Consider the following 20,807-nt stretch of genomic DNA (forward strand, 5'->3'; position numbering starts at 1 on the left):
TTCCCCGCGGCTCTGGTGCACCGGCTCTGTATAATTCCCCCGATATGTCAGCTCCAGAACAATTACACAAACCCAGGCAGGATGCGCGCGCCGCCCAGCAGGCGGAAAAGACGGAAAAAACGCAGGGTCCTCAAGGTACGCATAGGCCGCAAGGACCGCAGGGTCCAAGGAAGCAACAGCTTCCCCGCGACAACGGCAAGCCGCGGCACCAGCAGCCCAAAGCCGCATCCGCGCCCGAACCGGTCGTCCGGAATCCCTTGCCGCCGATCAGCTTTCCCGAAGAGCTGCCGGTCTCCGGCCGGCGCCGGGAAATCGCGGATGCCCTGCGCGCCAATCAAGTCATCATCGTGTCCGGCGAGACCGGCTCCGGCAAGACCACGCAGCTGCCCAAGATTTGCCTCGAACTCGGCCGCGGCCAGGCGGGCCTGATCGGTCACACCCAGCCGCGCCGCATCGCGGCTTCGTCCACCGCCAAGCGCATCGCCCAGGAACTGGGTTCGCCGCTGGGCGAGCATGTCGGCTTCAAGGTGCGTTTCACCGATACCCTGTCCCGGGGCGCGTCGGTCAAGCTGATGACCGACGGCATCCTGCTGGCGGAGACGCAGACCGATCCGCTGCTGCGGCAGTACGACACCATCATCATCGACGAGGCGCACGAGCGCAGCCTGAACATCGACTTCCTGCTCGGCTACCTGAAGCAGCTGCTGCCGCGCCGGCCCGACCTGAAGCTGATCATCACCTCGGCGACCATCGACGCGGAGCGCTTCGCCCGCCATTTCGCGCGCGGCGACAAGCTGGCGCCGGTGATCGAAGTTTCCGGCCGCCTGTATCCGGTGGAAATCCGCTACCGGCCGGTCGAACCCGCCGAAAAGCCCGACCGGCCCGACGGACGCACGTCAACGCAGAAGGAGCAGCGCGACCTGATGGATGCGGTGGTCGATGCGGTCGATGAGCTGGCGCGCATCGGTCCGGGCGACGTGCTGGTGTTTTTGCCCGGGGAGCGTGAAATCCGCGATGCCGCCGAAGCGCTTCGCAAGCATCATCCGCCGCATGTCGAAATCCTTCCCCTGTTCGCGCGCCTGTCGGTGCAGGAGCAGGAGCGGGTATTCAAGATCTCGAACGCGCGGCGCATCGTGCTGGCAACCAACGTCGCCGAAACTTCGCTGACGGTGCCCGGCATCCGGTATGTGGTCGATGCCGGCCTGGCGCGAGTCAAGCGCTACAGCTACCGCAACAAGGTCGAACAGCTGCAGATCGAACCGGTCGCGCAGTCCGCCGCCAATCAGCGCGCCGGCCGCTGCGGCCGCGTTGCCGCCGGCGTCTGCATCCGGCTTTATGAGGAAGCGGATTTCCTGCAGCGGCCGAAATTCACCGATCCGGAAATCCTGCGCTCCTCGCTGGCGGCGGTCATCCTGCGCATGAAATCGCTGCGCCTGGCCGATGTCGAAACCTTTCCGTTCATCGAGCCGCCGCTGGGCCGTGCCATCGCCGACGGCTACCAGCTGCTGCAGGAACTGGGAGCGGTCGACGACGACAACCAGCTCACGCCGCTGGGCCGTCAGCTGGCGAAGCTGCCGCTCGATCCGCGCGTCGGCCGCATGATTCTTGCCGCGCGCGACAATGCCGCGCTCAATGAAGTGCTGATCATTGCCGCGGCGCTGTCGGTGCAGGACCCTCGCGACCGGCCGATGGAGGCGCAGGAAGCGGCCGACAACGCGCACAAGAAATTCGCCGATGACAAGTCGGAATTCCTCAGCTATCTCAAGATCTGGAAGTGGTTCGAGGAAGCCATCGAGCACAAGAAATCCAACCGGCAGCTGATGGACAGCTGCCGCGCCAACTTCCTGTCGCAGCTGCGCCTGCGCGAGTGGCGCGACGTGCATTCGCAATTGCTGACGCTGGTGCGGGAGCAGGGCTGGCGCCTGAACGAATCGCCGGCAACCTACGAGCAGCTGCATACCGCGCTGCTGACCGGCCTGCTGGGCAATGTCGGCTACAAGGCCGAAGACGAGCCGCATTACCTGGGCGCACGCGGGATCAGGTTCCATATCTGGCCCGGCTCCAGTCTGGCCAGGAAAGCCGGGCGCTGGATCATGGGGGCCGAGCTGGTGGAAACCACGCGGCTGTATGCGCGCGGCATCGCGCAGATCCAGCCCGAGTGGCTGGAACGGGTGGGCGGCCATCTGCTCAAGAAATCCTATGGCGACCCGCGCTGGGAAAAGCGCACCGCGCAGGTGTCGGCCTTCGAGCGCGCCACGCTGTACGGCCTGGTGGTGTACAGCCAGCGACGCATCAACTATGGCCAGATCAATCCCGGGGAAGCGCGCGAGATATTCATCCGCAGCGCGCTGGTGGCCGGCGAGTATGAAACCCGCTTCCCGTTCCTGGCCCATAACCAGAAGCTGGTGCGGGAAATCGAGAACCTCGAGCACAAGTCGCGCCGTCTCGATGTGCTGGTCGACGAGGAATTGATCGCGGCCTTCTACGAGCAGCTGATTCCGCAGGAAATCCATACCGGCATCGCCTTCGAGAAGTGGCTCAAGGAAGCCACGGCGCAGAATCCCAAATTGCTGCACCTGAACCGCGACGACCTGATGCGCCACGAGGCGGCGGGCGTCACCACCGATCTGTTCCCCAAGACCATGCAGGTGGCCGGCGTGCCGATGACGCTCACCTATCACTTCGAGCCGGGCAGTCCGCGCGACGGCGTGACGCTGGCCGTGCCGCTGTATGCGTTGAACCAGGTATCGGCCGACCGCTGCGACTGGCTGGTGCCGGGCATGCTGAAGGAGAAGGTGCATCTGCTGCTGAAATCGCTGCCGCAGAAGCTGCGCCGGCATTGCGTGCCGCTGCCGGATTACGCGGCCGGTTTCTGCGAACGCGCCGATTTCGGCAGGGGCAACCTGATCGATACGGTGATCGCCGATGTGCGCGAGCAGACCGGCGTCACTGTCAAGACCACCGACTTCAAGCTCGAGACGCTGCCCGCACATCACTTCATGAACTTCAAGATCATCGACGAGCATGGCAGGCAGCTCGAGATGGGGCGCAGCCTGGCGAACCTGCAGGCGGAATTCGGCGGACAGGCGAGGGAGAGCTTCCAGCGCATCGCCGAAAGGAATGCGGTAGCGGCGATGGATCCGGGTGCCGCCGGCAAGCCGCAGCCGCAAGTCGCCGGCCCGGCAAAGACTTCGGTCGGCAACGCGGGCAATGCCGCTAGCCAAGTGGAGAAGACCGCCGCGGCGGAGCACCAGAATTTGACCGCATGGACTTTCGGCGTGCTGCCGGAGCTGCTGGAAATCCAGCAGGGCAAGCAAAGCCTGATCGGTTTCCCGGCGCTGGTGGACAAGGGATCGCATTGCGACCTCGAGGTCTTCGACGATCCGGCGGAAGCGGCGCGCGTTCATCATGCGGGCCTGCGCAAGCTGTTCGCGCTGCAACTGAAGGAGCAGATCAAGTTCCTTGAAAAGAACGTGCCCGGCCTGCAGCAGATGGGCATGCAATACATGTCGCTCGGCTCGCAGGAGGAACTGCGCGAACAGATCATCCAGGCCGCGCTCGACCGCGCCTGCATGCAGGACCCGCTGCCGAAGAATGCGGAAGAGTTCAACCGCCGCAAGGATGAGGGCAAATCCCGCATCGGCCTGCTGGTCAACGAGATTGCGCGGCTCGCGGCGCAGGTGCTGGCCGAGTACTACACCCTGCCCAAGAAGCTGCAGGGGGCGAAAGGCCATGCGCAAAGCGCAGCCGACATGCAGGCGCAGCTTCAGGCATTGGTTGGCAAGCGCTTCATCGCCGACAACGATTACGTGCAGCTTGCCCATTTTCCGCGCTACCTGAAGGCAATCAATATCCGCCTGGAAAAGCTGCGTGCCGACCCGGCGCGTGATGCGCGCCTGATGGCCGAATGGGCGCAGGTGGCCGCGCCATGGCAGCGCGCGCAGAAGGACAGGCAGAAGAATGCCGATCCCAGGATGCATGAATTCCGCTGGCTGCTGGAAGAATTGCGCGTATCCCTGTTTGCCCAAGAGTTGCGCACGCCGATGCCGGTATCGTCCAAGCGCCTGCAGAAAGTCTGGGAGTCCATGCAGCGTTAGAGCGTTTTCGCCCTGACCGGCCTAGTCGAGGCCGAGGCAGATTGCTGCTGGGTCAAGGCGTCACAACGCAGTGCCGGCGGCAATCTGTCCGGGGTCGGCAGGCAGGTCAGGGTGAAAACGCTCTAGTACCCGGACGCCGGGCTGCAAGATTTGCCTGCGGAATCTTCGCGCGGTGCCTGCTGGCAAGGCCCGCAACGCCTTTGCTTTATCTCATGCTACGCCGTTGAGCTTGTTCAACGGACCTGTCCGGCACGGCCAATATAGTGAGACCTGAAGAAGTCCTATCCAACAGGAGAAGGAAATGCGGTCCATCACCAAGTTGGCTACCAGCCTGCATTCATGCTGCGAAGGCGGGGCAGCCTCATGAGACATGTGATTCTCGGCAACGGCCCGGCGGGGGTCATTGCCGCCGAAACCCTGCGCAAGAATGCGCCGGCCGATGACATCATCCTCGTCGGCGACGAAGTGGAAATGCCGTATTCGCGTACGGCGCTGCCAAGCCTGATCGCGGGACAGATCAGCGAAGCCAGCATGCGCCTGCGGCGCGACAAGGATTATTTTTCCAGGCTGAGGGTGCAGCAGGTGTTCGGCCGCGCCGCGCACGTCAGCAGCCGCACGCGCACCGTCAAGATGGAAGACGGCAGCGCCATCGAATTCGACAAGCTGCTCATCTGCACAGGCTCCAAGCCGCGCGTTCCCACCATTCCCGGCATCGACTTTCCCGGCGTGCATGCCTGCTGGACGCTGCAGGATGCGCGCAAGATCGCCGCGCTCGCGAAGCCGGGATCGCGCGTGGTGCTGATCGGCGCCGGCTTCATCGGCTGCCTCGTCATGGAAGCGCTGGCCAGGCGCGGCGTCGACCTGACGGTCGTCGAAAAGCGCGACCGCATGATGGCTGGTGCGCTGTGCCGCGGCGCGGGCGACATGGTGATGCGCTGGTGCGAGAGGAAAGGCATCAAGGTCCATACATCGACGCGGGTGGTCGCCATCGGCACCAGCACCCTGCAGACGCTCGGCGCGCCGCACATTGCCCGCCTGTCCAGCGGCACCCAGCTGCAGGCCGATCTTATCGTCTACTGCGCCGGCAGCACGCCCAACATCGATTTCCTGCGCGGCAGCAGCATCAAGTTCCTGCAGGGCGTGGTGGTCGATGAAACGATGCAGACCAATGTGCCCGGCATCTATGCCGCCGGCGACTGCGCCGAAATCTTCGACGAAGCTGCGGGCCGCAGCGTCATCGCCGGCGTGCAGCCGAATGCCGGCGACCAGGCTTACTGCGCGGCGCTCAACATGGCCGACAAGCACGCGGTGCAGCGCTCGGTGCGCCAGATCGACGTATTCGACACGCTGGGGCTGATATCCGCATCCTTCGGTCACTGGCAGGGCATACGCGGCGGGCAGTGGGTGGAATTCGCCGATCCGGCCAATTTCAAGTACATGCGGCTTGAATTCAGCCGCGACATCCTGGTTGGCAGCAATACCGTCGGCCTGACCGAGTATTCCGGCGTGCTGCGCGGCCTGATCCAGCACCAGGTGCGCCTCGGCGAATGGAAGGATCGCCTGCTTCAGGATCCGATGGTGCTCAAGGATGCCTATGCGGAATGCGTGCAGCAGCATTACGTGCACCAGGCGTCGATTTTCCACAATCCGCCCGGCCTGCAGCCGGAACCGGCCCGGCAGGCGGTCTAGGGCCTCTCGCCCCCGGCCTTTCTCCGGCCCGGCAATTCAATCAGGCCGCGTCGCATCGCGAACGCTGGTCCAGCCCCTGTTTTCGCGTAAAATCGCGGAAATTCTCGCAACGCGGGAAGTGCGCCGGATCCCGACCGGAGCGCTCCGTGGTGCGCCTTCCCGTTCCCTCAAGACCCTCGCGAAAACAATGAGCATCAAATCCGACAAGTGGATCCGCCGCATGGCCGAAAGCCACGGCATGATCGAACCCTTCGAGTCCGGCCAAGTCCGCAATGTCGACGGCCACAAGATCGTCAGCTACGGCACGTCGTCCTACGGCTACGATATCCGCTGCGCCGACGAATTCAAGATCTTCACCAACATCAACAGCACCATCGTCGATCCGAAGAATTTCGACGAGAAATCCTTCGTCGACTTCAAGGGCGACGTCTGCATCATCCCCCCCAATTCCTTCGCGCTGGCCCGCACCGTCGAATATTTCCGCATTCCGCGCAGCGTACTGACCATATGCCTCGGCAAGTCGACCTATGCGCGCTGCGGCATCATCGTCAACGTCACGCCCTTCGAGCCGGAATGGGAAGGCTACGTGACGCTGGAATTTTCGAACACCACGCCGCTGCCGGCGAAGATCTATGCCGGCGAAGGCTGCGCCCAGGTCCTGTTCTTCGAGAGCGATGAAATCTGCGAGACTTCGTACAAGGACCGCGGAGGGAAGTACCAGGGACAGCGCGGCGTGACGTTGCCGAAGACTTGATTTTTCCAAGGTAGTGCAGAGAGGCTTTTTAGAGTCCCCTCTAACGACGCCAAAAGAGCGGATGCCAAAGCGGATAGAGAAGCGCAGATGTCTGAGCCGCAGGCGAGTTTCTGCGCTTCCCGCTTTGGCATCCGCTCTTTTGGGAACCCCGCAGGGGCGGCGGTAGCGGGGTCGCTTTTTTTGCCTACTTTTTTGGCGAAGCAAAAAAGTAGGTGGCCCGCCGGGGCCAGTCCCGGCAAAGCAAGCCTCCACGCATAGACCAGCGTTCAACCATCTCCGGACCAAAGTCCTCTGTGCAGGCACAAAGGCCTGCACTACCCAACAGTTGCCGCCCCAAAAAAAACCCTTCCCCCAAAACGGGGGAAGGGGTAGGTAAGGGCGAGGCTACATGCGATACCACGTACTCCACGCAGTCGCGCCCGCACCCGAAGCTTCCCCACCCGGGGAAGCAGCCCTTCAGGAGAAGGTCATTCCGCGCCCCGGGTTCATGCCATGAATCCCAGGTTGCGCATTGAAAAATTGCCGATGTTCGGAAACACGTCGGCGATCTGGCCATCGCTCAATCCGAACCACTTCGCCAGCGTCGCCGCATACTGGTCGACCGAAATCGCCGGCAGCAGGCTGCCCGAGCCGACATCTTCCGCATGATTGAGTCCGGTCACCGGGAAGGTGCCGTAGATATCCTTGCCCTTGACCGCGCCGCCCATCACGAAATGATGCGCGCCCCAGCCGTGGTCGGTGCCGTCGCCGTTGCTGGTGAAGGTGCGGCCGAAATCGGATGCGGTAAACAGAGTCACTTGTCCGCGCAGGTCGGCGCCGCCCAGTGATGCCAGGGTAGTGTCGAAATACGACATCGCATGAGCCAGCTTCGCCATCAGGTCGGCATGATTGGCCTTCTCGAAATCATGGGTATCGAAGCCGCCCATGCTGACGAAGAACACCTGCCGCTGGGCGCCAAGGCCGCCGCGCCCGGCAATCACCCGGGCCACCGTCTGCAGCTGGACGGCGAGCGGATTGTTGGCCAGCGCTCCGGTATTGGGATTGGTGTACTGCGTCGGATTCGGCACGCCGGCGGCGCCGGCCGGCGCCATCGAAGTGCTCAGCACGCCCTGAGCATCGATGGAGCGCTTGACGATGGCGGCATGGTCCTGCTCGAACACATTGCTGCGGCTGCCGGTCAGGATCGCGTGCAGGGAATTCGACCCGGCCGGCGCGCCGAACAGCGATCCGCTGACGCCGGCGATCGGCACCGCTCCGGACGCATTGACCTGGTACTGGTTGATCCTCTGGCCGGCCAGGAATACGGCGTTGCCCGCCGCCGATACCGAGGTAAATGTGGCATTGCCGTTCATCGATGCCAGCAGGTCTCCCATGCGGCCGCCCCAGCCGAACTTGGCGCCTTCCGGGCGCGAGGACTGCCACAGCGACTGCTGGTCATTGTGCGAGAACAGCTTCGGCGGCAGCGCGACGCTTTGCGCCTTGTACTGTACCCGGGTGGTCGGCATCACCAGCGGGCCGACATTGGCGATCACGGCGGCGCGGCCGTTGTCGAACAGGTCCTTCAAGGGACCGAGGCCGGGATGCAGCGCGAATTCTCGTCCCGGCTGCACGGTATTGGGCACGATGGGCAGCACCCCGCCCGGCATGCCGGCGGCGGGCAGGGCGATGGAACCGGCCTCGTTGGTGGTGCGCACCGAGGTGTAGGACGACCAGGAAGCCGGATCGGTCGCAAGCACCGTGTTCGCATGGTCGTTGCCGCCTGCGAGAAACAGGCAGACGATGGCTTTGTAACCGTCGCCGGCCGTCTGCGCGGCGGCAGCGCCCACGGTCAGCAGGTTCAGCGCGAAAGGCGCGCCGGAAGTGCCCACCGCGGACATCAGCGAAGCGGCCTGCAGGAAGCGCCGGCGCGAGGCATTGGGTTTGTGTGTCATGGCGAATCCTATTTCTGCACCAGGTATTCCGGCGATGCCATCGTGAGGAACACCGCCAGATAGACGCGGTTCCTGCGCGCGGTGGCAGCCGTGGCGGCATTGGTGGCCGAGACGGGCACCGAGCTCACCGCATTGACGATCCTGCCGCGCAGGCTGGCAGGCATCTGGTTCGCCATCAGCAGCAAATTCACATGGTCGACCAGTTTCTCCGGCGTGTCGGCCAGCGTCAGTTCGATGCCGTAATCCGGCTTGACGTCGCGCGTATTGCCGGTGCCGTTGGCAATGACGTCACGCATGAAATTCAGATAGCCGACCACCGAGGTTTCACCGGTGATCTGCATTTCCGGCGACACCAGGCCGGCGGCGGCGATCGCCGTATTCGGCGGCACATAGCCGGGGCGGTAAAAGTTGAAGACGGAAGGACTGCGCATCGGCGTCTGGCCGAGCGACGTCAGCGGATCGTCGAGGCTGCTCGACATCAGGAAGCGGCCGGAGGTCGACTTGGCGCCGAAGGCCCGCATCCAGTTGGCCAGCCGCAGCACCGGCTCGCGCAGCTTGCCGCCGCGCGGATCGGCGAGCACCGCATCGCTGCGCGCCTCGGGATCGAGCAGGATGGCGCGTATGACGGCTTTCATGTCGCCGCGCATGCCTTGCCCGTTGTTGGCGAAGGCGGACGCCACGCGGCCGATGTAGTGCGGGCTGGGGTTGCTGGTGACGAGGCGCTGGATCAGCTGGCGGCCGATGAAGGGCCCGACATTCGGATGGTTGAACAGGGTGTCGAGCGCAATCTTGAGACTGGCTTCCGGAGTGGCGCCGGCGGGCACGGTCACGCCGAGAAAGCGCTTCTCGGAGGTCGAGTGGAACTTGGGATAGGACTGCATCGGCAGCCAGTCCCGGTTGGGATCGGCATTGCCGCCGTAGAAGCGGCTGTCGCCCTTGTCGGCGCCGGCCCAGCTCCAGCCGGTAAACACCTTGGCCAGCCCGCTGATGTCGGCGCTGGTATAGGTTTCCACCGGCTGGTTGTCGATCATCTTCGGCGAGCCGTCGGCATTGAGTTCGTTGAGGCCGATGGTCAGCAGCTGCATCACTTCCCGCGCGAAATTTTCATCCGGCACTCTCGTGCCCGTCTCCTTCTGGTTGCGCATCGAGGTCAGGTAGATGCCCATCATTGGATGAAGGGCGACGGCTTCCAGCAGATCGCGAAAATTGCCGAAGGCATGGGTGGCCAGCGTGTCGTAATAGGAGGCGACGCCGCGCGGATAGCTGTTGACCGTGCTGTCGAGAACGGAGACAACGAAGATCTGCGACAGCGCGAACGCCATGCGCTGGCGCAGCTGGTCTTCGCCGGTGATCGCCTGCTGCCAGAATGACTCCTGGAAGTGGTTCTGGGTGGCTTTTGTGCCGAGCGAGGCGGTGATGCTGTCGATGTAATTGCGATGCAGTGCCTGCGGTTTTGCGAACTGGTCTTCGATCCAGGCGGTGTACCCGCCGGCAGTCAGGCGATCCATATCGGCTGTGGTGGCGCCGAAAGTGGCTTGCCCCAGCATTCGCGAAGCCTGTGGAATGGATGGCATGTCGGCCGGGGTGCCGGCGATGCCGTTGCCATAGCCACCGGGACCGGAGGAATTACCTGCGCCGCTGCCAACGCCGGGACCGGAGCCGCTTCCTCCGCCACCACACGACGCAAGAAGCGCCAGGGCGGCGGCTGAAACCAGCACGCGAAATTTTGGGGACTGCATGTTGTTCTCCATTCGACAAGCCAACCCGAATGTTGCTTGGAGGCATTCGATTGGATGATGAACGGAAAGGTTCGAAGTAGATGTGTCTTAATTGCGAGAAATGTTTCCAGATGTAATCTTCGATCCTGGCCGGTTCAGCAAATTCCTAAATAAGATGGGCCGGAAGAGGCTGCAGTTTAGCCAGCACGTAAGGCGCTATTAAGGAGGGACTTGCCGTAACAAAGTTGGAACTATTCCAACGTTGTTCGCCACTCAGGGAGCACCAAAATTTTGATGCCACCCCGTTGTGCCAACGAAGTCGTTGGCAGTAACTCAAATTGAAGGCTTGAAATGTTTTCCAGAATCGCTCCCTCCGGCCATCCGACTATTGCATCTGTTGCCCACGCATCAGTGCAGGAACTTCATCCGCCCTTGCAGAACGAACCTGCTTTCATGACGCTATTACCCGGCATCCAGCTTAGTGATGTACACACCATTTCAACAGGGCAGCCGAGGGTCGGATATGCCCACTGGATCGGCAGGGACACTATCGATATCGGTACGGTCAACGAAGATGTTCAAGGCACCACGCTTTCCGGCCGACACACGTTTCCATCTCATGTGCTTGATGAGGCGCTTCAGGCGCGGCAAGTGAAGCAGGGCATGAATCTCTATCTTGGCATTCCACCGGCAAATCCCCAGAAATACGTGCTCGTACAAAATGATGTACTGAGCAAAGATGCTCAAGCGTCGGGAATCGTGATCCCACTCAATGCAAGGCCTCGGCAGGACGATGTTCCAGGTCCTGAGATGAACAGAAGGTATAGGTCTGAAAACAGCGCCAGAAATTTTGTAATGCGATTCTTGAACAAGGCTACCTGCGGGTGCATTGGTGACGGTTCTCCCACTTCCGGCAATCCAGGCGCATCGGGAGGTCTGCATTCCGGCAGAACGCACGAGGAACGCGCCGCAGAACTCCGACATATCGGGGAAGCATTCCAACAAGGGCTGAAAGAGGTTCAAACTCGCCACGACGCACGGACCGCCAGGCAAGCGCAAGCGGGTGGAAGTAGACGAACTGAAGATGCATCGGCTTACGGAGGGCAGCCTTCCGGAAAACACGAGGGGCTGGTTGCCTCATCCTCCTACACAACCACGAGTTCGCCTGAATCTATCCAAGGTCCGCACAGAACAGTCGCTGCAGGCCGAACACCGATGCGCTTGCCGGCTGATTCGATAGCTCGGTCCAATTCTGGCCGTTCACCCGGATCGCTCTCCAGTGACACAGTCAAAGCCGGCCCTGGTCCCGGCAAAGGAAAGTCACGCACCCGAACTTCGTCGGAACATTCAGGTTTTGGAACAATATTCAGATCTTCAAGACCTTACGAGACCAGGTCGAGGAAAGACATGGAGTTGACGGAGATGCCACCACGAGCATCGTCTTCAGGTACGTCGAGGGGAGTACCATTCCTGCCCGACTTCGCGCCTACTCCGACAGACAATGCTCGATATGGAGCATTCGCGCAGCCTGTAGCATCGTCATCGCGCTCGAACCAGGAACATACCGAATCCGCCTACACAGGGCAAACTTCCGGGCCAACGTCACTGGGCAGTCCAATAAATTGGAGAGAAGTAACAGAAAGACTGGGTGATGCGAGCTTGGCAAACCTCAAAAAGCAAAGGCGCGTACGAACGAGAGCAACATTGCGGGAGCAGCTTGGGCTCGGTCCGCGTACTGGCAAACCAGCCTCGCCTGAAGCAACGCTGTCGTCGGCGCCTCAACCTCATCAGGATACCTTGCCAATCATCCTTTCGATTTCAGATAAAAATAAGCATGCCATCGCTACGCAAGCGATCCAGCGTGCGATAGGAACGCGTCCCGGACTTGCCAATGAGATACAGCAGCGGGGGTGGGTAGGCTTGCTTGATCACACCTTGAAGGCGTACGACGCTGTCGTGGAGGCACGTGAAAATGGGCAGCCGAATGACGTGGTGCACACGTTGGAACAAGACATGCGTTACTCCCTGCGCGAGCTGCTGTATTTGTCCAATGCGACAGATGTCTTCAACTTCGGACCGTATGCGCCTCCTCAACTAGATCAAGATCTGGATATCTTTGTCGGTCTGCCTCAATTCCGGACCTTGGTTGAGACAGTTAACGATGTCCATCAGCGTCTGGAAAGGGAGAGACTTGAGTTAGGCGGTCGTGTAGAGTTTGCAGCTTCGTCCGGTTATACCGATGCGGACGCAGGGAAAGCATCCGGTTCCCGATCTCCATAAGACTCGGTAAACCTCTATCCGGACAATGTCCGGATAGAGCGGTAAATGCGATGTATATGCCTACCCCGGCACCGAATCGAAGAACTCCACCTCGCCCGTCTCCAGCGAATACTCGGCGCCTACCACAAGCAATCCCTCGTTCTGGATCAGGTTCTCCAGGATATCCGAGCCATGGCGAAGCTGGTTGGCCGAGGCCAGGATATTGGCGCGCACCGCCTGCTGCATCAATGCGCAATGGTCATGACGCAGGTCGGTATTCAACAGGGTTTGCACCGAAGGGCGCACACGGTCGACGATGGAACGCAGGTTGCGCGACTGGTTCGCCGACGGGCGCTGCAGCTCGTCGAGCGTGGCCTTGATGGCGCCGCAGCCGGTATGGCCGAGCACCACCACCAGCCGGGTGCCGAACTGGCCGGCGGCGAATTCGACGCTGCCGATCTGCGAGGGCGCGACAATGTTGCCGGCGACGCGGATCACGAACAGGTCGCCGAGGCCCTGGTCGAAGACCAGTTCCGCCGGCACGCGCGAATCGGAGCAGCCGAGGATGATGGCGAAGGGTTCCTGGCCTGCAGCCAGCTCCAGCCGGCGCGACTGGCTCGGCATGGAATTGAGGTTCTTGATGTCGGAAACGAAACGGCGGTTGCCTTCGCGCAGGCGTTCAAGGGCTTCGTGGGCGGGAATCATGTTGGCCTCCTTTTATTGCAGTGGGCGAATTTTATAGTGCCAATGCAATTTATGCATCAAAGTTCGGCGATGCGGGCTTTCATGTTTTATACCTTCTTCGGATGAAGGGCTTTGTGCAGGCACGGATGCCTGCACACCCTTGCAGCGGTGCATCTTCGGCCACAGTCAAATAAACGAAAGGCACCGCGAAGGTGCCTTTTTCTATGGCATTTCAGACATTATCAAAGCAACACCGCTCAGCTGTCTTGCGTATCCTGCCTTACGCAATCCACGTAATAGCCGCGCCGGCCGGCGATTTCCTGCGTCACCAGGCCGTGCACGTCGGTCTCGAAGCCCGGGAACTTCTCGTTGAAGTCGCGCGCGAATTTCAGATAGTCGACGATGGTCTTGTTGAAGCGCTCCCCCGGGATCAGCAGCGGAATGCCCGGCGGGTAGGGTGTCAGCAGGATAGCGGTGACGCGGCCCTCGAGCTCGTCGATATTGACGCGCTCGATCTCGCGGTGGGCCATCTTCGCGAACGCATCCGAAGGCTTCATCGCGGGCTGCATGTCCGAAAGGTACATCTCGGTGGTCAGGCGCGCCACGTCGTAGGACTTGTACATGTCGTGGATCTGCTGGCACAGGTCGCGCAGGCCGATGCGCTCGTAGCGCGGATTGCTCGCCGAGAATTCCGGCAGGATGCGCCACATCGGCTGGTTTTTGTCGTAGTCGTCCTTGAACTGCTGCAGCGCGGTCAGCAGCGTGTTCCAGCGGCCCTTGGTGATGCCGATGGTGAACATGATGAAGAATGAATACAGGCCGGCCTTTTCCACGATGACGCCGTGCTCGGCGAGATAGCGTGTCACGATCGAGGCCGGGATGCCGCTCTCGCCGAACTTGCCGTCGATGGACAGGCCCGGCGTGACGATGGTCGCCTTGATCGGGTCCAGCATGTTGAAACCCTGGGCGATGTTGCCGAAGCCGTGCCAGTCGTCCTCGGCGCGGATCATCCAGTCTTCGCGCGAACCAATGCCGTTCTCGGCGAACTCGTCCGGGCCCCAGACCTGGAACCACCAGTCCTCGCCGAATTCCTGGTCGACCTTCTTCATCGCCCGGCGGAAGTCCAGCGCTTCAAAAATGCTTTCCTCGACCAGCGCGGTGCCGCCTGGCGGCTCCATCATCGCGGCGGCGACGTCGCAGGACGCGATGATCGCGTACTGCGGCGAGGTCGAGGTATGCATCAGATAGGCTTCGTTAAACATGTCCTGGTCGAGCTTGACCGTTTGCGAATCGCGCACCAGGATCTGCGACGCCTGCGACAGGCCGGCCAGCAGCTTGTGCGTGGACTGCGTTGAGAAGATCAGCGATTCCTTGGCGCGCGGACGGTCCTTGCCGATGGCGTGCATGTTCTTGTAGAAGTCATGGAAGGTGGCATGCGGCAGCCAGGCTTCGTCGAAATGCAGGGTGTCGATCTCGCCGTCGAGCATGTCCTTGATGGTCTCGACGTTGTACACCACGCCGTCGTAGGTCGACTGCGTGATGGTGAGGATGCGCGGCTTCTTGTTCTTCGCTTCGCGGGCAAAGGGATTGGCCTCGATCTTCTTCATGATGTTCTCGATCTTGAATTCCTCGAGAGGGATCGGGCCGATGATGCCGAGGTGGTTGCGTGTCGGCATCAGGAACACCGGGATTGCGCCGGTCATGATGATCGAATGCAGAATGGACTTGTGGCAGTTGCGGTCCACCACGACGATGTCGCCCGGCCCGACGGTCGAGTGCCAGACCATCTTGTTCGAAGTCGAGGTGCCGTTGGTGACAAAGTAGCAATGGTCTGCATTGAAGATGCGTGCCGCGTTGCGCTCCGAAGCCGCGACGGGGCCGGTATGGTCAAGCAGCTGGCCGAGTTCCTCGACCGCATTGCAGACGTCGGCGCGCAGCATGTTTTCGCCGAAGAACTGGTGGAACATCTGTCCCACCGGAGACTTCAGGAAGGCCACTCCGCCGGAATGACCGGGGCAGTGCCAGGAATAGGAGCCGTCCTGCGCGTAATGCACCAGTGCGCGGAAGAAGGGCGGCGCCAGGCTGTCGAGATAGGATTTCGCCTCGCGGATGATGTGACGGGCGACGAATTCCGGCGTGTCCTCGAACATGTGAATGAAGCCGTGCAGTTCGCGCAGGATATCGTTCGGGATATGGCGCGAGGTGCGGGTTTCGCCGTACAGGTAGATCGGAATATCGGCGTTCTTGTGGCGGATTTCCTCGACGAAGGCGCGCAGCGACTTGAGCGCGAAATCAGTCTCTTCGGATGAGCCGGCGCCGAACTCTTCGTCGTCGATCGACAGGATGAAGGCGGAGGCGCGCGACTGCTGCTGGGCGAACTGCGACAGGTCGCCGTAGCTGGTTACGCCCAGCACTTCCATGCCTTCCTTCTCCATGGCCTCGGCAAGGGCGCGAATGCCCAGGCCCGAGGTGTTTTCGGAACGAAAGTCTTCGTCGATGATGACGATGGGAAAGCGGAATTTCATTTGGTCTCCAGGTGGAAGATGACAAGGGAGACGCCTGGGCGGGAGAGCTTGCGCGCCGACATTTGCAAAAACGGGGATTTTCGCAGATATGAGTGAAATGTGTGTGAAAAGTGCTGAATCTGCCAGTTCACGCAATTTCCCTCCCGGGGTCGTATTGCGGTGAAAAAAGAACCTGGCGCGCCAATGGAACTCCAGATGCCCTTTTGCCACTTAAAAATCCTTGCGGACTTATCGCCGCGGGCCGCTGCAAAAAAGCGGCTGCAAGCGCCCGGGTCTGCGCGCTCCCTCGTCACTGATCAAAATTTTTGGAGGTTAAACATTATGCTTCGCTCCCTGGGCATGGCCCTTACGCGCTCATCTATGAGAGATATGTTGTCCGAGGCCGCGAGCAAACATGGCGATACGCCGCAAATGCAAGATTCGTCCGGTGCAATCTCCGGCAAGCGCATCGATGACGGGCACAGGCGGCATCATTTCTTTGGAAGGAAAGATCCTGCGCGGGGAATCGGAATGCACAGGCAGCATAAGCATGCAAGCGCTCAAAACCGGAAAACGATAATCGACATCGATCGTCGTCTGGTTGCGCATTTGCGCCAAAATTCGCCGAACGCGTCGATGATGCCGTTGCTGGATGAATTATTCAGCATGCCATTTTTTCGAAAGGAAATGCCTATGCCTGAATGGCATGGCGCGCTGAACAATTTCCACACATGCCCAATGGACGCCGACGAAACGGAGCGGAAAAATCATGCGGACGATCTAACGAATGCCTTCGATCGGTATGTGCTCAAGAATAGCGAGACTTCCGACAAAGGCCCCGAGCGGGAGCAGAAACTCAAGCTTGTCAACGACTGCGCCATTCAATTCATCCAAACATCCAACCGTATCGAAAAACTGCAATTCGCTGCACAACTCATGGCGGTGCATACTCCCCCTTTTGCGGAAGGCGAACGTTGCTCGCTGCAAAAGATGGCGCTGGAAACAATGAATGCGGCATTCGAAGCCATTACGTCTCCGACGGAGCGTCTAGCCATGGTAACGAGATTGACCGATATGCTGCCATCTTTGGAAATTCACGAACACTTTGATCGTTCCGCGCAATATCGTGGCTTGACTTTCCTGAAAGACTGGCTAAACAAAATGCCAGTCGGCGACGCGGCGGAGGCAACCGAGCATTTAATCAAGGTGATCTCCAATCTTAGTGGGCGCGCTTCAAACCTGTCCATCACCGGGAAGAAGCCATATTCGCCTTTGATGCTGATGGGCTTTGCACCAACTCTTGGCGCTGCATACATTATTGATCATAGTTGGGCAAGAAGCGGAAACAGACCAAAAGACAACGCTCTTCGTATCTTGAGGGAGCAATTAATCAGGCTAAGACATAACTGGTCTGCGGTGCCGGACTCAAACAAGGAAAAGCTGAAAGCAAGCTTCGCAATCTTGCGCACCCGCTTAAACGACTTGAGCGATGCAGATCAGCGGGCAGTTTCCAAGATTCTGAATGACAGCTATATAGACCCTAGCAACTTTCCCGCCAAAACAAGTACAACCAGCCGAATTCGTCATGCGCTGTCGAGAAATGCACCACTATCAAATATCGATGCCGGGCGAGATGTCAGGAGCGTGCAGGATAAATCTCATCCTGGCGGACAATTGGTGCGCTTCTTTATGGAATGTTCTCAGAAAGAGGCAAGACTGGGACATAACTATCGTGGTGCTGTGACCGAGGACCTCGAATGGCCAAGATTAAACGCGCGTTTCATCGATGAGACCGGTTCGAAGCAGGCAGAAATAATTTTTTCGTGCATGGGACGAATTGAAGAGGTTCAAGAATTCAGGAAAGCCGGTCCTTCGCAAGCACTCCTGTTGCGCAAGATTCTGTTGATGGCAAAGGAACTTCTCGACGGAAGCGAGGAGTTTGTCGGTAAGTTCGCGGCGGCAGCGGAAGGTGCCGATGCGAACTGCCACAATAATCCCCGGCAGATTTTCGAAACATTATGGGGTGCCGTGATTCTTGAGTTCGCGGAGCAGGGCAAGTTTGGCTTTGACTCCGAGAAAAAACTGCTTGCCTGGGCGCACGATCAGTTCCGTCGCGAGAAATTACATAAAGCCATCACTGCAGTGGCGACCGAAGATTTTTTTAGAAGGGCTAAAGAGCATGCGGCGGCAGACTTTGAAAGCGATGTGGTCGGCTCTGCGAGTTTCGATAAGTTTCTTTCCCTCGCATTGGAAACAGCTATTGCAAACTATCGGGCAGGGCCGGCAAGTTTACAAAAGTCGTCAATTCTTCGAACCACACTTACACAACTGAACAAGAAGTGCGCTGGAGATGTTGAGCTGGCGCCCATGCTTAGATTGTCGCTCAAGCCAGACGAGAGAAAACTGACTTTTTTGAGCAGACTCGTTAGCGAGGTCCTTGAAACATTTCAGTTGGGTGTGGAAGTGGAGCAGCACCTAGCTGCGGAAGTGGTGCTCGGCGATAGGTTGGGGTTGTGGGACCCCGCCGATGAAATGTCATATGCAGCCACCGCTGAAAAAACGGTGGAGCGGAAAAATATAACGGCTATCGAGAACAAGGTGAGGGAAACTGCTTCGTCGAAGGGCGACTTCGTCGATTTCCTCATGATGCTGGCGCCGATTAAAAACTTTGTCCGAAATAATCCTGCATACGATTTCAAAGCCAAAGTCGCCGAACTTTCGGAAAAATTACAGAGCGATTTCGATATTGCACAGGATGTCTATTTTGAAATTCAAGGCAAACCCACACCTGAACAGCAGGAGGCATTCGATGCGGCCGGGATTGTGTATCAAAGCGCGATGAGCGAAATCGAAAATACAGTCATCAGACAGATCATCGTGGAGCTTCTCGATCGCTATCCCGACGTCATGACAATCACGCCGGGACGGCAGAGTTTTCTGACGAGTGCGGCTGGAGGGATGAAGTCTGCTCTTCACGGTCAAGAAACGTCTACGGAAGCATTCCTGCCTCATCCAGGTATGTTCAATGCGTTCAACGAAAAGCTAAATCGCTTGTCTGCGCAGAGGGCAAAGAATTCCGAAACAGTGGCGATCTCGGGACAAACCTCCGCCCAAAGTGCTGAATTCAACCCTGCGGACGCCTTACCCGTTTCAGAAATGTACATCACTTCAGAACCCTCATCGACGTCTCGCCCTATCTACCCCAATGACCTTGGGTCCGTCGAGCTTGTAGAAAACGCGGGTGGGGGAGACTGCCTCTTCTATGCGATAGGTATCGAGAAGGGCCGAATCGGCGCACTCCGCGATCGCATCGCAGACCTCGTTTCCGGACGCGACGACACTCCGCAGCAGCGTGCCTACAATGCGCAGATGGTGGCAGCCGCCGTGGTGCAGACGGGATTGTCGGAAGACGTGCCGAACTTCCGCCAGCCTGAAATACCCAACGACGTCTATGCGGAGATGGTGCGCATTCCGGGCATCTATGCGGGTGAAGACGAACTGTGCGCCCTGACCCAGTTGCCGGAATACAAGGGCCGTACGGTGGCCATGATCGACACCGACGGCACGATCGCACGCTTTCGCGACGGGGTTCGGGAACCGGTGAAATATACCAGCGAGAACTTCAATGAGGTAATTGGCGACGTTCTGGCGGACGCTTATATTGCCTTGTACAAAACCGCCAATCACTGGCAACGAATCCAGCCGACTTCACAGGCCCGGAATGCGATGGGTGAATAAGAGAATCAGGAAATTCTTTCGTAGATCACGAATCCGTAGTCGAAGCCGTTTTCATCGGAATGATGCTGTTCGCGGCTCGCTTCCTTCCACTGCTTACTGGAGATCTCCGGGAAAAACGCATCGCAGTGGAAGGTCTTGCCGATTTCGGTGACGATCAGGCGGTCGGTGCGCGGCAGGACTTCGGCATAAATCTGCGCGCCGCCGATCACATAGGCTGGCACCTCGGTCACCAGGCTCAATGCCTCGTCGACCGAGGCAACGGCTTCCACGCCCTCATGCCGCCAGTCCGCGTTGCGCGTGATGACGATGTTGCGCCTGTTGGGCAGCGGCTTGCCGATGGAGTCGAAGGTCTTGCGCCCCATGATCACCGGATGGCCGGTGGTGGTGCGCTTGAAGTGCGCCATGTCTTCCTTCAAACGCCAGGGCAGGGTGTTGTCGATGCCGATGCCGCGCGCGGCATCCATCGCGACGACGATGGAAATCAGGCCTCTGTTGTCCATGGATGTGCTCGATTCGCTCACACCGCCACCGGCGCCTTGATATGCGGATGCGATTCATAGCCGGTGATTTCGAAATCCTCGAATTTGTAGTCGAAGATCGAATCCGGCTTGCGCTTGATCACCAGCTTCGGCGGGGCAAACGGCGTGCGCGACAGCTGCTCGCGCACCTGGTCCATGTGGTTGGAGTACAGGTGGCAGTCGCCGCCGGTCCAGATGAATTCGCCGACCTGCAGCCCGGTCTGTTCGGCCACCATGTGGGTGAGGAGCGCATAGGACGCGATGTTGAACGGCACGCCGAGGAAAATGTCGGCGCTGCGCTGGTAGAGCTGGCAGGACAGCTTGCCGTCGGCCACGTAGAACTGGAAGAAGGCATGGCAGGGCGGCAGCTTCATCTGCGGGATGTCGGCCACGTTCCAGGCCGACACGATCAGGCGGCGCGAATCCGGGTTGTTGCGGATCTGGTCCAGCAGCTGCGAGATCTGGTCGATATGCTTGCCGTCCGGCGTCGGCCATGAGCGCCACTGGTAACCGTAGATCGGGCCGAGATTGCCTTCGGAATCCGCCCATTCATCCCAGATCGAGACGCCGTTCTCCTTCAGGTACTTGGTATTGGTGGACCCGGCCAGGAACCAGATCAGCTCATGGATGATGGATTTCAGGTGCAGTTTCTTCGTGGTCAGCAGCGGGAAGCCCTGCTGCAGGTCGAAGCGCATCTGGTGGCCGAACACCGAGCGGGTGCCGGTGCCGGTGCGGTCGGTCTTTTCGGTGCCATGTTCGTAGACATGGCGCATGAAATCGAGGTATTGGCGCATGGTGGATGGTTTCCTGGAGACACCGTATTTTAATGTATTCGCCTGAGCCCGACTTCGCAATCAAACCGGATAAGGCTAGTGCAGGCCTCCGTGCCTGCACAAAGCCATTCTGCCCGAAGAA

General features: G+C 59.8%; 11 protein-coding genes. 5 read left to right on the top strand and 6 right to left on the bottom strand.

Annotated elements, in window-relative coordinates:
• Positions 1-44 precede the first annotated feature (44 nt).
• The 3 genes from hrpA to dcd all read left to right on the top strand — a co-directional run bounded on the left by hrpA (position 45) and on the right by dcd (position 6,540).
• Positions 45-4,097, top strand: a complete 4,053-nt coding sequence (hrpA, locus tag RY831_RS18545; protein ID WP_326507868.1) for an ATP-dependent RNA helicase HrpA — start codon at positions 45-47, stop codon at positions 4,095-4,097.
• A gap of 363 nt (positions 4,098-4,460) precedes the next feature.
• The gene (locus tag RY831_RS18550; RefSeq protein WP_326507869.1) at positions 4,461-5,786 is read left to right on the top strand and encodes an NAD(P)/FAD-dependent oxidoreductase; all 1,326 of its coding nucleotides are present in this window, start codon (positions 4,461-4,463) and stop codon (positions 5,784-5,786) included.
• Between the two features lie 187 nt (positions 5,787-5,973).
• Entirely contained in the window at positions 5,974-6,540 is a 567-nt protein-coding gene (gene dcd, locus RY831_RS18555) for a dCTP deaminase (protein ID WP_326507870.1), read from the top strand.
• A 485-nt stretch (positions 6,541-7,025) separates the two neighbouring features.
• Here the strand turns inward: dcd and RY831_RS18560 are convergent, their stop codons facing one another.
• Together RY831_RS18560 and RY831_RS18565 are read right to left on the bottom strand one after the other, a co-directional pair.
• Complete coding sequence (locus RY831_RS18560) at positions 7,026-8,471, bottom strand: DUF1501 domain-containing protein (RefSeq protein WP_326507871.1); 1,446 nt, start codon at positions 8,469-8,471, stop codon at positions 7,026-7,028.
• 8 nt (positions 8,472-8,479) lie between these two features.
• Positions 8,480-10,210, bottom strand: a complete 1,731-nt coding sequence (locus RY831_RS18565) for a DUF1800 domain-containing protein (protein WP_326507872.1) — start codon at positions 10,208-10,210, stop codon at positions 8,480-8,482.
• A 1,638-nt stretch (positions 10,211-11,848) separates the two neighbouring features.
• Here RY831_RS18565 and RY831_RS18570 point away from each other — a divergent pair.
• Entirely contained in the window at positions 11,849-12,469 is a 621-nt protein-coding gene (locus tag RY831_RS18570; protein WP_326507873.1) for a hypothetical protein, read from the top strand.
• Positions 12,470-12,529: 60 nt separating this feature from the next.
• Here the strand turns inward: RY831_RS18570 and RY831_RS18575 are convergent, their stop codons facing one another.
• Together RY831_RS18575 and RY831_RS18580 are read right to left on the bottom strand one after the other, a co-directional pair.
• Entirely contained in the window at positions 12,530-13,153 is a 624-nt protein-coding gene (locus tag RY831_RS18575; RefSeq protein WP_326507874.1) for a carbonic anhydrase, read from the bottom strand.
• Between the two features lie 236 nt (positions 13,154-13,389).
• Positions 13,390-15,657: an Orn/Lys/Arg family decarboxylase gene (locus RY831_RS18580; RefSeq protein ID WP_326507875.1), complete on the bottom strand. Its 2,268-nt coding sequence runs from the start codon at positions 15,655-15,657 to the stop codon at positions 13,390-13,392.
• A 183-nt stretch (positions 15,658-15,840) separates the two neighbouring features.
• Here RY831_RS18580 and RY831_RS18585 point away from each other — a divergent pair, with 183 nt between their 5' ends.
• The gene (locus tag RY831_RS18585; RefSeq protein WP_326507876.1) at positions 15,841-19,374 is read left to right on the top strand and encodes an NEL-type E3 ubiquitin ligase domain-containing protein; all 3,534 of its coding nucleotides are present in this window, start codon (positions 15,841-15,843) and stop codon (positions 19,372-19,374) included.
• A gap of 5 nt (positions 19,375-19,379) precedes the next feature.
• Here the strand turns inward: RY831_RS18585 and RY831_RS18590 are convergent, their stop codons facing one another.
• Both RY831_RS18590 and RY831_RS18595 read right to left on the bottom strand, forming a co-directional pair.
• Entirely contained in the window at positions 19,380-19,874 is a 495-nt protein-coding gene (locus RY831_RS18590; RefSeq protein ID WP_326507877.1) for a dihydrofolate reductase, read from the bottom strand.
• 17 nt (positions 19,875-19,891) lie between these two features.
• Positions 19,892-20,686 carry a thymidylate synthase gene (locus RY831_RS18595; protein WP_326507878.1) on the bottom strand — a complete coding sequence of 265 codons (795 nt, stop codon included), beginning with the start codon at positions 20,684-20,686 and terminating at the stop codon, positions 19,892-19,894.
• Positions 20,687-20,807 lie beyond the last annotated feature (121 nt).

This window comes from Noviherbaspirillum album (assembly GCF_035916955.1).
Taxonomy (GTDB): Bacteria; Pseudomonadota; Gammaproteobacteria; order Burkholderiales; family Burkholderiaceae_D; genus Noviherbaspirillum; species Noviherbaspirillum album.

Excerpts from the sequence above, each read along its gene's own strand:
- RY831_RS18595 (WP_326507878.1), bottom strand. The coding sequence starts at position 20,686 with ATGCGCCAATACCTCGATTTCATGCGCCATGTCTACGAACATGGCACC.
- RY831_RS18590 (WP_326507877.1), bottom strand. The coding sequence starts at position 19,874 with ATGGACAACAGAGGCCTGATTTCCATCGTCGTCGCGATGGATGCCGCG.
- RY831_RS18550 (WP_326507869.1), top strand. The coding sequence starts at position 4,461 with ATGAGACATGTGATTCTCGGCAACGGCCCGGCGGGGGTCATTGCCGCC.
- dcd (WP_326507870.1), top strand. The coding sequence starts at position 5,974 with ATGAGCATCAAATCCGACAAGTGGATCCGCCGCATGGCCGAAAGCCAC.
- RY831_RS18585 (WP_326507876.1), top strand. The coding sequence starts at position 15,841 with ATGGAACTCCAGATGCCCTTTTGCCACTTAAAAATCCTTGCGGACTTA.
- RY831_RS18565 (WP_326507872.1), bottom strand. The coding sequence starts at position 10,210 with ATGCAGTCCCCAAAATTTCGCGTGCTGGTTTCAGCCGCCGCCCTGGCG.
- RY831_RS18580 (WP_326507875.1), bottom strand. The coding sequence starts at position 15,657 with ATGAAATTCCGCTTTCCCATCGTCATCATCGACGAAGACTTTCGTTCC.
- RY831_RS18575 (WP_326507874.1), bottom strand. The coding sequence starts at position 13,153 with ATGATTCCCGCCCACGAAGCCCTTGAACGCCTGCGCGAAGGCAACCGC.
- RY831_RS18560 (WP_326507871.1), bottom strand. The coding sequence starts at position 8,471 with ATGACACACAAACCCAATGCCTCGCGCCGGCGCTTCCTGCAGGCCGCT.
- hrpA (WP_326507868.1), top strand. The coding sequence starts at position 45 with ATGTCAGCTCCAGAACAATTACACAAACCCAGGCAGGATGCGCGCGCC.